The following is a 14555-nucleotide window of genomic DNA, read 5'->3' on the forward strand; positions in this document are numbered from 1 at the left end:
GCCCATGGCCGCCGATCTCCGTTTCCTTGCCGCCGCGATTGCCGCGGAAATCAATGCCCGTCCCGAACAGGCCGCCGCCGCGATCGGGCTGATCGACGAGGGCGCCACCGTGCCGTTCATTGCGCGCTACCGCAAGGAAGTGACCGGCGGGCTGGACGATACCCAGCTCCGCAACCTGTCTGAACGCCTGGTCTATCTGCGCGAGCTCGAAGCACGCCGTTCCACCATCGTCGATTCGGTCAATTCGCAGGGCAAGATGACCGACGAGCTTGCCGCAAAGATCGGCAAGGCCACAACCAAGGCCGAGCTCGAAGACCTCTATCTCCCCTACAAGCCGAAGCGCCGCACCCGCGCCGAGATTGCCCGCGAACGTGGCCTCGGACCCTTGGCCGAAGCGATCTGGGCCGACCGCAACGCCGATCCGGCAAAGCTTGCCGAAGCCTATGTCAAGGACGAGGTCGCTGACGTGAAGGGTGCGCTCGAAGGCGCCCGCGATATCGTCGCCGAGACGATCTCCGAAAATGCCGACCTGCTCGGCCGGCTGCGCCAGCATATGCGGGCTGGTGCGACGCTGAAGGCCAGGGTGGTCGACGGCAAGCAGGAGGCCGGCGCCAAGTTCTCCGATTATTTCGATCATTCAGAGCGCTGGGCGACCGCTCCCGGCCACCGCGCGCTTGCCATGCTGCGCGGCTGGAACGAGGAATTCCTGACGCTGACGATCGAAGTCGACCAGGACGATCCGTCGCCGGTAAAACCCGCCCAGCGTATCATCGCGCTCGCCTTCGATATCCGCGACCGTGGGGCCGCCGACCGTTGGCTGATGGAAGCCGCCGGCTGGACCTGGCGTGTCAAGCTCTCGGTCTCGCTGTCACTCGACCTGATGCGCGAATTGCGTGAGCGCGCCGAGGAGGAGGCGATCCACGTGTTCGCCCGCAACCTCAAGGACCTGCTGCTCGCCGCACCCGCCGGCTCGCGCACCACGATGGGCCTCGATCCGGGCATCCGCACCGGCGTCAAGGTGGCGATCGTCGATGCCACCGGCAAGCTGCTGGAAACCACCACCGTCTACCCGTTCCCCCCGAAGAACGACATCCGCGGTACCCAGGCCGAGCTCGCCTCGCTGGTCCGCGAACACAATGTCGAGCTGATCGCCATCGGCAACGGCACCGGCAGCCGCGAGACGGAAAAGCTGGTCGCCGACATGCTGCTGAACCTGCCCGGGCAGAAGCCCACCAAGGTCATCGTCTCGGAAGCCGGCGCATCGGTCTATTCGGCGTCGGAAACCGCCGCTCTCGAATTCCCCGGCCTCGATGTGTCGCTGCGCGGCGCAGTTTCCATCGCCCGCCGCCTTCAGGATCCGCTGGCGGAACTGGTCAAGATCGAACCGAAATCGATCGGCGTCGGCCAGTACCAGCACGATGTCGACCAGGGAAAACTCTCCCGCTCGCTGGATGCGGTGGTCGAAGACGCGGTGAACGCGGTCGGCGTCGATTTGAACATGGCGTCCGCGCCGCTGCTCGCCCGCGTCTCCGGCCTCAGCCGCTCGATCGCCGAGGCGATCGTCGCCCATCGCGACCAGAACGGCGCTTTTTCGAGCCGCAAGGACCTGCTGAAGGTCGCCCGTCTCGGAAACCGTACCTTCGAACAGGCGGCAGGCTTCCTGCGCATTCCGAACGGCAAGGAACCGCTGGATTCGTCCGCCGTCCATCCGGAAGCCTATGGCGTCGCCAAGAAGATCGTCGCCGCCTGCGGCCGCGACCTGCGCTCGCTGATGGGCGACAGCGCGGCGCTCAAGGCGCTCGACCCGAAGCGGTTCATCGACGAGACCTTCGGTCTGCCGACCGTCAAGGATATCATCGCCGAACTGGAAAAGCCCGGCCGCGACCCGCGCCCGAGCTTCAAGACCGCCACTTTTGCAGAAGGCGTGGACGAGATCACCGACCTGAAGCCGGGCATGATGCTCGAAGGGGCCGTCACCAATGTCGCCGCCTTCGGCGCTTTCGTCGATATCGGCGTGCACCAGGACGGGCTGGTCCATGTCTCGCAGCTCGCCGACCGCTTCATCAAGGACCCGCATGAGGTGGTAAAGGCCGGCGACGTCGTCAAAGTGCGCGTTGTCGAGGTCGATGTGAAGCGCAAGAGGATAGCGCTGACGATGCGGAAGGACGGCGGCGAGGCGGCACCCGCTCCCCGCGGAGACCGCGACGTCCGGCCGGTTAACCCGAAAATGATGAAAACTGAAAAACCTTCATCTCAGGGCGCCTTCGGTGCAGCACTCGCAGAAGCTTTAAAACGCAAGTAAATTTCACCGGCTTCCGGAAAATCTCAATCACAGCGTGCGGGCCGTCAGCCAAGGGTTTGACGGCCTGTTTTTTTATGTCATTTTCATGGTCGCAATGTGCTTGAAAGTCGCAAAGAAGCGACTAGATTTTGGATTAGTAAGGCATCCTTAGTATTATTGGAGGTGGGTCCGTGGCCTCGTCCCTTCACAATCTTCTCAGCAAAATCATCAAGACTGGAACTTTGATCGTACGCGCTTCGGCCGGCGAGCAGCGTTATGGCGGCGGCGGTGGGCGGTCCGTTTCGATACGCTTTATCGATGAGGCCGCCGAACGCGAACTGGTGGCGGATCCTCCCTTGAAGCTCGGCGAGCTCTACATGGACGGCCGTCTCGTCATCGATGACGGCGACATCTACGAGTTCCTGGCGCTTATCAAGGACAACACCCTCAGCGAAGGCCTGACCTTCGGGATGATCTGGCGTGGCATCGCCCGCGTGCTGGTTTCCCAGTTCCGCAATCGCGTGCCGATCAACCACAATCGGCGCAACGTCGCCCATCATTACGATCTCAACGAAAAGCTGTTTTCGCTCTTCCTCGACGAGGACTGGCAATATTCCTGTGCCTATTTCAATCCGCCGGGCATTTCGCTCGACGAGGCGCAGATCGCCAAGAAGCGCCACATCGTCGCCAAGCTGCTTGCCGAGCCGGGCCAGAAGGCGCTGGAGATCGGCTCCGGCTGGGGCGGCATGGCCATGTATCTGTCGGAATCGTCCGGCGTCGATGTGACCGGCATCACGCTCTCGACCCAGCAGCTCAAGATTTCCCGCCAGCGCGCCGCCAAGCGCGGTCTTGCCAATAGCGTCCGCTTCGAGTTGCAGGACTATTATTACTTAGCCCCGGACAAGCGTTATGACCGCATCGTTTCCGTTGGCATGTTCGAGCATGTGGGCCGGCTGAACTATCAAAAGTTCTTCGACAAGGTGAACGACGTGCTCGCCGATGACGGCGTCATGGTGCTGCATTCGATCGGCCAGCCCTATCCGGCCCTGATCAACAATCCCTGGATCGAGAAATATATCTTCCCGGGCGGTTACATCCCGGCGATCTCGGAAGTGATTCCGGCGGTCGAGAAGGCCGGCCTGCTCGTCTCCGACATCGAAATCCTGCCGATGCACTACGCCCATACGCTGCGCCACTGGCGCGAGCGGTTCATCGCCAACAAGGACAAGGCGGCGGCGCTTTACGACGATCGTTTCGTGCGGATGTGGGAGTTCTATCTGGCCGGTTCGGAAATGGCCTTCACCCACGAAAGCTTCTTCATCTTCCAGATGCAGATCGTCAAGAAACGCACGGCCGTTCCGGACAATCGCGACTACATCTACGAGCGCGAGGCGGAGCTCAAGGCCTTCGAAGAAAGTCGCATCCCGCTTGACAAGGTTGCGGTGTGATCTTCCGCTTGGTTAACAAGCTGGCAATGGAAATGCGATAATAGAACAGAAATCCCCAGTGGGGTCTCTGTTCTGTTTTGCGTTTTCAGGATCCATTGCCATGTCCCTGCCTCTTCGGGCTGCCCTTTTCATTTCCGTCTTTTCGATCGTTTCTCCCGGCAGCGCCGGGGCTCAGGAAGGTTTCTGGTCCGGCGACTGGTACCTGACGCTCGGCGGCGCCGGTTTCGTCGCACCGAAATTCGAGGGTGACAACGGCCGCAGCCTGCAGTTCTCGCCGATCATCTCGCTCGGCCGTCAGAACAGCAAACAGGCACGTTTCTCCTCCCGCAACGACAGCATCTCCTTCGCGCTGATCGACCAGGGTTCGATCCGCGCGGGCGTGGCCGCCAAGCTGATCATGCCGCGCGACGGCGACACGTCCGACGACCTGAAGGGTCTGAAGAAGGTCAAGCTCGGCGGCGAACTCGGTGGCTTCGTCGATATCTATCCGACCGACTGGATCCGCGCCCGGGCCGAAATCCGCCAGGGCATCCGCAGCCACGACGGCGTCGTCGCCGATGTCTCGGTCGATGCTTTCACGGATCTGCAGCCGGATCTCAGGCTTTCCGGCGGTCCCCGGGCGACCTGGGCAAGCAACGGCTACAACGACGCCTATTACAAGGTCACCCCGAGCGAGTCCGCAGCGTCGGGCCTCTCCGCCTACGATCCGGGCAGCGGCCTGCATTCTGTCGGCGTCGGTGCGGCGTTGACCTGGAAGGCGACCGAACAGCTCGAGCTCACCTCGTTTGCCGAATACAAGCGGCTGACGGGCGATGTCGCCGACAGCAGCCTGGTGCGCGAGCGGGGTTCCAAGAACCAGCTGATGTTCGGCGTTTCGGCAAGCTACAAATTCGGCTTCTCGCTTCCCTAAGGCGCGGCTCTTCCGCGCCGGAGAGCGTAGCTCTTCTACGCCCTAAGTCGTGAGCGTGCTCACGACGGAAGGCGCGGCTCTTCCGCGCCGGAAGGCGTAGCTCTTCCACGCTAGTGAGGCGACAAAGCGCCGGCTTGACCGTAACGTTCGGCCGGCGCTAGAACCGGACATGACGAACGCCGACGATTTCAGCGGCCGCGTGGCCGACGCTCCATCCGACAACTGGGTCTACCGCGTTCTGCCGCGGCCGGCCTGGCCCTATGCGCAGCTTGCAAGGTGGGACCGGCCGATCGGCTGGCAGCTTCTGATGTGGCCGTGTTTCTGGTCCGCGGCACTGGCGGCGAATACTGCGAAGGAGGAGGGCGCGTTTTCCCTCGGCCTCCTGCTTTTCCACCTCGTGCTGTTCTTCTTGGGGTCGGTCGCAATGCGCGGGGCCGGCTGCACCTATAACGATCTGGTCGACCATGACATCGACATGGAAGTGGCGCGCACCCGCTCGCGGCCGCTGCCCTCCGGCCGCGTCTCGCGCTTCGAGGCCAAGGTCTTCATCGCCGTGCAGGCGTTGGTCGGTCTGCTCGTCCTTGTCCAGTTCAACGCTTTCACCATCCTGCTCGGCATCCTGTCCCTGGCAGTGGTGGCGATCTATCCGTTCGCCAAGCGGTTTACCGACTGGCCGCAATTTTTCCTCGGTCTCGCCTTTTCCTGGGGCGCGCTGATGGGCTGGGCCGCAACGTTCGGCAGTCTTTCGCTTGCGGCCATCTGGCTCTACCTCGCCGCCATTGCCTGGACGATCGGATACGACACGATCTATGCCCATCAGGACAAGGAGGATGACGAGCTGATCGGGGTACGCTCGACCGCGCGTCTGTTCGGCGACAATACCAAGCCCTGGCTGATCGGCCTTTACGGCCTGACGCTCGTCTTCCTGCTGCTCGCTTTCGGATCGGCTGGCGCCGGTTTCCTGGCCTATCTCGGCCTTTTCGTCGCGGCGGTGATGTTCGGCTGGCAGGTTCTGGTCCTCGATATCGACAATGCCGACCAGTGCCTGAGGCTTTTCAAGTCCAACAACCGGGTCGGCGCGATCCTGTTTGCCGGCCTCGCCCTGTCGCTCGCCCTTTAATGGAAAAAGCCCGACCGCTTGAGGATCGGGCTCTCTCCCACCTTATCGCGCGGGCGGTGGACAAAGGGACAAGCAAAGCCCTACCGACGCGCGATAATCTCCTTGCCTTCGATCTTCATCGTCACGCCGAGGCTGCCGGTGGTGCGGCGGACCAGGAAGCGCGGACGACGGGCTGCGAAATAGGAATGACGGCGGCGCTGCCTGACGGCACTGGTGCGCACGTCGCCGATATGGTTTTCCAGCGGCCGGGCGATGCCGTCGGCTTCCACCATCAGCATCGGAATGCGATAGGCGTCCGACCAGCTCCGCCAGTCGGCGGCGATGTCGCAGAGGTCGTGGGCGACGAGCAGCGGAATGCACAAATCCGGATCGTCGTGATGCAGTTCGAGCGTGACCGTCACTTCGCCGTCGCCGTGGTCTATGGCGCGGGCCGCAACACCTTTGAAGGCACGGGCGGGCAAAGCGAAGGAGAGCGGCAGGCCGCTTGCGGGAAGGATCTTACGCAGCACAGCGCCGCGTTCGTCGATGGTGATGGAGACATCTCCTGATGTCTCGCGCAGCGCATAGGTAACCTGCTGCGGGAAACGAGACGGATCGAGCCTGAATGTCGACCCTGCCCAAACGGGCTTCAGAACAGTGTTGGTCATCGATATGCTACCCTTGTTTTACCTGAGAGCCGTTGCCGGTTTCTCTACGGGACTTTTGTCCTCTGATAGCCAAAGCATAGGGCGGGCCATGTTCGAGACTGCTTAAAAATAGCGGTTAAAGAAGCCTTGCCTGCCTGGATGGTTAGCGAAAGGGCACGCTTTTGGGTTTCTGGAAGGTGAATCGCGGCTTTCCTGTGCAGGCCTGGGACAATCCCGGCGGGACGCCGGAACGCCCAGAAAAGCCCCGGGCAAGGCTAGGTCGCGATGATTGCGGCAGCATCATTCCGACTCGTGGGGCCTTTCCGTGGTATCGACCTATCTCACCTTCGATCTTGTCAATCGCGACATGCAGAAAAGCCTGAAGACGATCGCCGGGCAGACGATGGTCGTCAGCGACACGAAATACTACCAGGAAAATATCGGCAAGATTAAAACGGTCGACGAGTTCCTCGATAACTATCGTCTCTATTCCTATGCGATGCAGGCGCATGGCCTGGACGACATGATCTACGCCAAGGCGTTCATGAAGCAGGTGCTGGAAAGCGATCTCAGCGACGACAACAGCTTTGCGAACCGCCTGACCGACGATCGATATCAGAATATCGCTGCAGCCTTCAATTTCGGCGTTTCCAACGGAGAAGGGGCCGCCGCCCAGTCCAATGGGCAGATGGAGGAGCTCTTCGATACCTATGACCAGACGATCGCCGCCCAGAACGATGTGTTCGAGGACGACACCCGTTATTTCAAGGCGATGCTGGGCGAGGCCGGCAATATCACCAATGTCGACCAGCTGCTCGCCAATCCGAGGCTCCGCGATTACCTGTTCACCGCCTATGGCATCGATACGAAATACTACAATTACAATGCGATCCGCGGCGTGCTGGTTAGCGATCCGGCCGACCCGACCAGCTTCTACAACACCGCCTACGGCAACACTCTCGACCAGCATAATGCGATGAAAACCGAGGACAGCGAGCTTGCCGAGCGGCTGAGCCTCAGTACCGGCATTCCCGCTCTGCAGGACTCGCTCGCGCTTGGCCAGCAGAGGAAAACCGATCTCGAAACCCAGATCGCCGCCAAGCAGGCTGAATTGCCCGGCAGCAGCGATCCCGCGGCGGTCCAATCCCAGATCGACGCTATGCAGGTGGAATTGACAAAAACGGTAGAGGCGATCCAGAGGGACCAGGACACTCTTGCCACATCGCAGACGCGTTACACCGAGCTGGATGGCAGGCTGGTGCCGATCGCCCAGACGGCCGAGCGGCGCGCCGAACTAGCAAAGCTCATCGCCGCCGGGGCGTCCGACGCGCCTTATCTCGGCTTGATGAAATCGCTTGCCGAGGATTTCAACTTCAATGCGGACGGCTCGGTGCCGGCAGGCGGCGCGGTCACTCAGGAAAAGCTGCTGGAGATCGTCGGCGGCTTCTTCAACAAGCAGACCCGTATCACCCATGCCGAGGCGATGTTCAACCAGGAGCTCTTCGAGCAGGAGCTCAAGACGGCGGACAATATCAGCGACTTCATCGACGACCCGCGACTTCTCAAATATATCAGGGTCGCCTTCAATCTCGACAAGGCCACGGTCGTGAAATCGACGATCGAGCAGATCCTGACGAGCGACCTCTCCGATCCGGACAGCTACGCGAACCGGTTCGGCGCGACCAATCCGGAATATCTCGACCTGGCGAAGGCCTTCAATTTCAATACCGACGGTACCGTCGCCGCCGGCCAGGCCCAGGACGAATTGCAGACCAGCTCCACCCGCAGCAACTATATGAGCCGCTGGGACGACAAGCAGGAAGCGGATCTCGAAAAGGCCATCAAGTTCTACAAGCTCGACCTCACGGCCGTGAAGACGCTTGACGACTTCCTGAGCGCGGATGCCAACGACTCTTACAAGTTCGCTCTCGAGGCGGTTGGCCTCGATCCGACGACCGTTTCGAAATTGACGATCAAAAGCGCCCTGAAAAGCGACCTTTCCGATCCGAACAGCTACATCTACAAGCTGAAGGACGAACGGTTCATCTCGCTTGCGAAGCTTTTCAATTTCGACAGCAAGGGGGGCGTCACCCGGCAGGTGCTGCTCCAGTCCAATGCGGCGATCACCAACGTCGCCAAGGACTATATCCTGCGCCAAAGCCGGTTCATGGAAGGCGATGAACTCAAAGCGGCGAGGGCGAAGGCCCAGACCGAGGCGAAATATTATACCGACGCGATGCAGCGTATCGGCAGCCGCGACGAACTGCTGGCCGACCGCAAGACGCTCGACATCCTGATGATCTCCAAGGGGATAGATCCTTCCACGGTCACCAACGACTTCTTGAAGGAGGCTTTCAACTCGGATCCTGCCGATCCCCAAAGCTTCGTGAATACCCAGACGGACAAGCGGTTTGCGCAGATTGTCGGCACCTTCAACTTCGATTCCAAGGGCGACATCGACCGCAGCGCCGCAGGCGAGGCCCAGAACGGCGGCGAGGTTGTCGCGACCCAGGACCTTTACGTCCGCCAGATGCTCGAAACCCAGCAGGGCGAGGAAAATCCGGGCGTCCGCCTCGCGCTTTATTTCGAGCGCATGTCCGACAGCATCACCGACCCTTACGTGATCCTCGGCGACGAGGCGCTGATGGAGTTCTTCCGCGTCACCTTCAGCCTGCCGGCGGAAATCGGCAACATGGATGTCGATCAGCAGGCCAAGATAGTGGAGAAAAAGCTCGATCTCGAAGACCTGGCCGATCCGGAAAAGGTCAGGAAATTGGTGCAGCGCTTCACGATCATGTACGATCTGGAGAACAGCGTGAACACCGCATCGGCGGTCAGCATCCTGAGTGGCAGCGGCGGCTCGGCCGGCATCAGCTCGGATACGCTGTGGGCATTGTCCCAGATCAGGCTGAGCTGAGAGCGAACCGGTCTTCTCAGGCGTCGTCGCTCTTGTCGGCCGTCTCAAAGCGCGGATCGGCGTTCGATTCGAGCCAGTCGAGGTCTGCGCGCATGGCGTTGCGGCTCGCCTTTTCCATCCGCCGGTAGCGGGACAGCAGTTCCTGGCCGAATTCTGTCAGGCCCGCACCCCCACCGCTTTTCCCCCCATGGCGGGTAAAGATCGCTGGCTCCTTGAACATCCGGTTGATTTCGTCTCCGAGCAGCCATGCCCGCCTGTAGGACATGCCGATCGAGGCGCCAGCCGCCCGGATCGAGCCGTGTTGGGCGATCAATTCCAGAAGCTGCGCCTTGCCCGGACCGAGCCGCACGCCGTTGTCGAGGTCGATTCGTATCGTGGTCTTCGACGGTTGGCTCATGGAATGATCACGACCTTGCCGGGGTTCATGATGCCGGCCGGATCGAACGCCTGCTTGATGCGCCGCATCAGGTCCATCTCGATCGGCGAGCGGATATGGGCAAGCTCGTCGCGCTTCAATTGACCGATGCCGTGTTCAGCCGAAATCGACCCGCCGGCGGCGAGCACGATGCCGTGGACGATCGCGTTGATTTCCCGCCAGCGGCCGATGAAGGCTGCCTTGTCGGCGGCCATGTCAGCGCTGATCGGCTGCGAGATATTGTAGTGGATGTTGCCGTCGCCGAGATGGCCGAAGGCGCAGACCCGGGCGCCCGGCATGGCTGCCAGCACCGCCTGCTCGGCTTCGGCCATGAAGCTCGGGATTTTCGAGACGGGCACCGACACGTCGTGCTTGATCGATCCGCCCTCCGGTTTCTGGGCGTCGGACATGCTTTCGCGCATGTGCCAGAGCGCCTTCTGCTGGGCGACGGAGGAGGCGATCACGGCGTCACGGATGAGGCCCGCTTCAAAACCCTGTTCGAGCAGCGACTGCACCATGGAACTGGCCGTCTCGGCGGAATCCGAAGTCGAGATGTCGATCAGCGCATACCACGGATGCGGCTCGGAGAGCGGATCGCGCACGCCCTCTATATGCCGGGCCACGAATTCGATGCCGATGCGCGGCATCAGCTCGAAACCGGTCAGCGCCGTGCCGCAGAGGTTCGAGGCTCGCTCGAAGAGTTTTAGCGCGTCTGCCGGCGAGTTGAGGCCGGCAAGTGCGACCTGGTGCCCGACCGGCTGCGGGAAGAGTTTCAGCACCGCGCCGGTGATGATGCCGAGCGTGCCTTCCGCGCCGATGAAGAGGTCGCGCAGGTCGTAGCCGGTATTGTCCTTCTTGAGCCGGCGCAGGCCGTCCCAGATCTCGCCTGTCGGCAGCACCACTTCGAGCCCGAGGCAGAGCTGGCGGGTATTGCCATAGGCCAGCACGGCGGTGCCGCCGGCATTGGTGGAAAGATTGCCGCCGATGCGGCAGGAGCCTTCCGAACCGAGCGACAGGGGAAACAGCCGGTCGACGGCTTCCGCCGCCTTCTGGACGTCGGCAAGGATGGCGCCGCCGTCGGCGACCAGCACGTTGGCGACCGGATCGACGTCGCGGATGCGGTTCATCCGTTCGAGCGAGACGATCAGGTCGCTGCCGCCGGTGCGTGGCGTCTGCCCCCCGACGAGGCCGGTATTGCCGGTCTGCGGCACGATCGGCGTGCCGGTCTCGCTTGCAAGCTTCAGGATCGCCGACACTTCCTCCACCAAGCCCGGCTTCAGGAGCATAGGCGAAGAACCCTTGTAGAGCCCGCGGCCCTCGACGAGATGCTGCGCAAGATCGTTCGCGTCGCGCAGGACGTGGTTCTCACCGACGATCGCCGCGAAGCGGTCGAGAAGCTCTGGGTTCGGCCCTGAAATGTCCATCGGCGTCTCCTCCTCTTTAGCCCCGTCTTATTCCCGCGGGGCGGCCGCCCTCGCCAGCCGGTCGTTGATCGCCTCGCCGAGCCCATGGTCGGGAATGGGCGTGACGGCGATGCTGGCGGCACCGGTGGCGTCGGCGCGCTTCAGATAATCGAACAGATTTGCCGCCGCTTGCGCAAGGTCACCGGACGGGCTCAGGTCAAAAACCGCCGCGGCGAGTTCCATTCCCTTCACCGGAGCGGAACCGAGCCGGATCAATGCTTCGCCGGCCTCGACATGGTCGGCGTTGAGCCTCACCGCTGCACCGGGCGCATAATGAGAGGCCAGCATGCCCGGAGCCTCGATGATCGCCGCCGGTCCCTCAGGCCGGATCACTGCAAGACCGGTTGCCTTCTCGATCTCTTCCGCGGCTACCCCGCCCGGTCTCAGCAGCCGGATCATACCGTTCTCGACGCGAACGATGGTCGATTCGACACCGACCGGAGCCGCACCGCCGTCGATGATCAACGCCAGCTTCTCGCCCAGGTCGTCGGCCACGTGGCGCGCGCTGGTCGGGCTCACCTTGCCGGACGTATTGGCGCTGGGGGCCGCGAGTGGCTTGCCGAAGGCGCGGATGAGCTCGGAAGCGAAGCCCTTGGGAAGCCGGATGCCGATCGTATCGAGCCCGGCCGTCGCCAGCGCATGAATGCCGCTCTCGGGCTTCAGCGGAAGGATCAGGGTGAGGGGGCCTGGCCAGAAGGCTTCGGCAAGCCTGCGCGAGATCGGATCGAAGTCGGCATAGCGCTCGGCCATGTCGAGATCCGACATGTGGCAGATCAGCGGGTTGAAGCGCGGCCGGCCCTTGGTCTCGTAGATGCGGGTGATGGCGGCGGGATTGGTGGCGTCGGCCGCAAGTCCATAGACCGTCTCGGTCGGGATCGCCACGGGCAAGCCGTCGCCAAGGACGGTGCAGGCTTGACGAAGCGCGCCGTCACGATCCCGGGTGATGTCGATGATTTGAGCCGTCATATCCGCCCGTCAATAACGCGGACCCGGGCGTCTTCAAAGCTTTTTGATGATCTCGCGGAGCATTTCGTTGGAAGTGCCGAGCATCAGCACGTTCTTGATGGCTTCCATCGGATCATTGGTCTGGAACAGAAGGCCGTTCTTGCGGATCGTGCGGTTGATCTGCAGCGGCTGACCCGCCTCGCGTTCGACCGCAACGGCAAAATACATGCGCGAATTGGCCGGGCTTATATGCTCGAAGAACGTTTCTTCCTCGCCGATCTTGGAGAAGAAGTTGGCGATATAGAACGACCAGCTCACGGGGACGCCGCGTGGAAGAAACGTCCTTGCCGCAGTGACATGGCAATAGCCGAGATGCGGACGTTCATCGAGCGTGTGGTGGAAGATGATCTTCGGAAACTTGATCGAGCGATGGAAGGAGTTGATCCGGTTGTGGCTCGTCTCCCCGGCTGCCTCGAGCCTTTTGCCCGTGCGCTCGGCGACTTCGTTATGGGTGAGATAGCGGCGCTCTTCCGGCAGCCAGACCGGATTGTAGCGGGAGCTGCGCCCCGTCCGGAGGAATTCCGAATGGGATGCAGTCTTCACAACCACCGGCGCCGGAGGCGTTGGTGGAGGAGCTTTGTAATAACGGATCTTTCCCTTGGCCTGCACGGTGGCATCGCTCCCATTCACGCCGGGATTTTATGGCTTATCCCTTAATGACAGGTTTCGCTTTCGCGGGGCTGGAGTGTTGCATTCTGGGCCGTTTCGCCGCTGTCGCCAACGCGGTTGCCGATGTCGCAATGTCGCCTATGCGACACGCTCGCTCGATGATTATATCCGCCTCGATCTTGAGGTGCCGCCTAACTAGGGAAGGCGGAGAATTGGGAAGCCGGCAGGGGTCTTTAGAAACCCTAATCCGGCGCTGCCCCCGCAACGGTGGTGGAGCAATAAGGCACGGCATAAGCCACTGGGAAAGAGCCGCAAGGGCCGCCCGGGAAGGCGCCGAGCCGGTCCCACAAGGGACAAGCTCCTGAGCCCGGAAACCAGCCTCGGGATCAAAAATGACGACCGGACGCGGCGGGCGTTCGGGACAGGGTGTTGGGTGGGCCTTGAGGCCGGCCGGCATTTCCATGTCCTTCCGCTGTCCACATTGACGAGGAAGATAATATGGAAATTCGCAATCAGGCCCTGCGGCAGCTCAAGAACCGCCGTGAAGGCTTCAGCCTCGAACAGCCCTTCTATACCGATCCCGCCTATTTCAAGCTCGATCTGGAAATGATCTGGTATCGCGACTGGCTGTTCGTCGGACATGATTGCGAACTGCCGAAAGCCGGAGCCTATTTCACCCTGCAGATCGGCGATTATCCGGTCGTCGTCGTGCGCGGCCGCGACAACCAGATCCGGGCGCTGCACAATACCTGCCGTCATCGCGGAAGCCGCGTCTGCACCAAGGAGCACGGCTCGGCGGTCCGGCTCGTCTGTCCCTACCATCAATGGACCTACGAGCTGGACGGCTCGCTTTTGGTCGGCCGCCAGATGGGCCAGGACTTCGACAAGACCCAGTTCAGCATGAAGAAGGTCCATTGCGAAAGCGTCGCCGGCTTTATCTTCATCTGCCTTGCCAACGAGGCACCGGATTTCGCGCCGGTCCGCGCGGCGATCGAGCCCTATATGGCGCCGCACCGCCTCTCGGAAGCCAAGGTCGCGCACCAGTCGACGATCATCGAGAAGGGCAATTGGAAGCTCGTCTGGGAAAACAACCGCGAGTGCTACCACTGCGCCGCCAACCATCCGGAGCTCTGCCGCACCTATCCGGAATCGCCCACCGCGACCGGCGTCCAGGGTGCCAAGGACGATCCGGTCATCGCCGCCCATTGGCAGCGTTGCGAGGAGGCTGGGTTGCCGAGCGAGTTCCGCATGGACGAAACCGGCCAGTTCCGCGTCGCGCGCATGCCGCTGATCGAGGATGCCGAGAGTTATACGATGAGCGGCCGCAACGCCGTGCAGCGCAAACTCTCCGAGGACGTGACGATCAACTCGATCGGCACCATGCTGCTCTTCCACTATCCGAGCAGCTGGAACCACATTCTCGGCGACCATGCGATTTCGTTCCGCGTCACCCCGCTGGGGCCGGAGGAAACGGCGGTCACCACAAAATGGCTGGTCCACAAGGATGCGGTCGAGGGCGTCGACTACAATCTCGAAGAACTGACCCATGTCTGGAACATGACCAACGACCAGGACCGCCAGATCGTCGAGGAAAACGCCTTCGGCATCCGCTCGCCCGCTTATGAGCCGGGTCCCTATTCGCCACTCCACGAAGGCGGCGTCATGCAGTTCGTCGAATGGTATTCGAACTTCATGGTCAACCGGCTGCAGGGCGACCAGGCGCAACTCTCGATCGTCGCCTGATCGCCAATTCGTGATCTG

At 61.9% G+C, this 14555-nt stretch carries 11 protein-coding genes and 1 riboswitch; of the genes, 6 read left to right on the forward strand and 5 right to left on the reverse strand.

All coding sequences use genetic code 11. The annotated features are described in order from the left end of the window. Nucleotides 1-4 precede the first annotated feature (4 nt). The 4 genes from ACSQ3G_RS02075 (at nucleotide 5) to ubiA (ending at nucleotide 5759) form a co-directional block, all read left to right on the forward strand. The gene (locus ACSQ3G_RS02075) at nucleotides 5-2302 is read left to right on the forward strand and encodes a Tex family protein (protein ID WP_436108861.1); all 2298 of its coding nucleotides are present in this window, start codon (nucleotides 5-7) and stop codon (nucleotides 2300-2302) included. A 170-nt stretch (nucleotides 2303-2472) separates the two neighbouring features. Beyond that, complete coding sequence (locus ACSQ3G_RS02080) at nucleotides 2473-3729, forward strand: cyclopropane fatty acid synthase (RefSeq protein ID WP_436108862.1); 1257 nt, start codon at nucleotides 2473-2475, stop codon at nucleotides 3727-3729. Between the two features lie 100 nt (nucleotides 3730-3829). Further along, nucleotides 3830-4639, forward strand: a complete 810-nt coding sequence (locus ACSQ3G_RS02085; protein ID WP_436108863.1) for a MipA/OmpV family protein — start codon at nucleotides 3830-3832, stop codon at nucleotides 4637-4639. Between the two features lie 169 nt (nucleotides 4640-4808). Next, nucleotides 4809-5759, forward strand: coding sequence for a 4-hydroxybenzoate octaprenyltransferase (ubiA, locus tag ACSQ3G_RS02090; RefSeq protein WP_436108864.1), 951 nt, complete (start codon nucleotides 4809-4811; stop codon nucleotides 5757-5759). A gap of 80 nt (nucleotides 5760-5839) precedes the next feature. Here ubiA and ACSQ3G_RS02095 read toward each other — a convergent pair whose 3' ends face one another. Next, nucleotides 5840-6406 (reverse strand): DUF6101 family protein, encoded by a 567-nt coding sequence (locus ACSQ3G_RS02095; protein WP_105402033.1) that lies wholly within the window; start codon nucleotides 6404-6406, stop codon nucleotides 5840-5842. Nucleotides 6407-6710: 304 nt separating this feature from the next. Here ACSQ3G_RS02095 and ACSQ3G_RS02100 point away from each other — a divergent pair, with 304 nt between their 5' ends. Then, nucleotides 6711-9302 carry a DUF1217 domain-containing protein gene (locus tag ACSQ3G_RS02100; protein ID WP_436108865.1) on the forward strand — a complete coding sequence of 864 codons (2592 nt, stop codon included), beginning with the start codon at nucleotides 6711-6713 and terminating at the stop codon, nucleotides 9300-9302. A gap of 16 nt (nucleotides 9303-9318) precedes the next feature. Here ACSQ3G_RS02100 and ACSQ3G_RS02105 read toward each other — a convergent pair whose 3' ends face one another. The 4 genes from ACSQ3G_RS02105 to ACSQ3G_RS02120 are packed head-to-tail and all read right to left on the reverse strand — an operon-like array spanning nucleotide 9319 to nucleotide 12794. Continuing rightward, entirely contained in the window at nucleotides 9319-9699 is a 381-nt protein-coding gene (locus ACSQ3G_RS02105; RefSeq protein ID WP_436108866.1) for a winged helix-turn-helix domain-containing protein, read from the reverse strand. Then, nucleotides 9696-11141 (reverse strand): FAD-binding oxidoreductase, encoded by a 1446-nt coding sequence (locus ACSQ3G_RS02110; protein ID WP_436108867.1) that lies wholly within the window; start codon nucleotides 11139-11141, stop codon nucleotides 9696-9698. Before ACSQ3G_RS02110 ends, ACSQ3G_RS02105 begins: the two co-directional genes overlap by 4 nt. A gap of 27 nt (nucleotides 11142-11168) precedes the next feature. After that, the gene (locus ACSQ3G_RS02115) at nucleotides 11169-12146 is read right to left on the reverse strand and encodes an L-threonylcarbamoyladenylate synthase (RefSeq protein ID WP_436108868.1); all 978 of its coding nucleotides are present in this window, start codon (nucleotides 12144-12146) and stop codon (nucleotides 11169-11171) included. 33 nt (nucleotides 12147-12179) lie between these two features. Further along, on the reverse strand, nucleotides 12180-12794 hold the full coding sequence (locus tag ACSQ3G_RS02120) for a DUF6656 family protein (RefSeq protein ID WP_436108869.1): 615 nt from the start codon (nucleotides 12792-12794) through the stop codon (nucleotides 12180-12182). A gap of 165 nt (nucleotides 12795-12959) precedes the next feature. Continuing rightward, a riboswitch (cobalamin riboswitch) is annotated at nucleotides 12960-13191 on the forward strand. A 101-nt stretch (nucleotides 13192-13292) separates the two neighbouring features. On the opposite strand from ACSQ3G_RS02120, the gene ACSQ3G_RS02125 reads away from it, so the two are divergent. Further along, entirely contained in the window at nucleotides 13293-14537 is a 1245-nt protein-coding gene (locus ACSQ3G_RS02125) for an aromatic ring-hydroxylating oxygenase subunit alpha (RefSeq protein ID WP_105402028.1), read from the forward strand. Nucleotides 14538-14555 lie beyond the last annotated feature (18 nt).

This window comes from Neorhizobium tomejilense (assembly GCF_964254135.1).
Taxonomy (GTDB): domain Bacteria; phylum Pseudomonadota; class Alphaproteobacteria; order Rhizobiales; family Rhizobiaceae; genus Neorhizobium; species Neorhizobium tomejilense.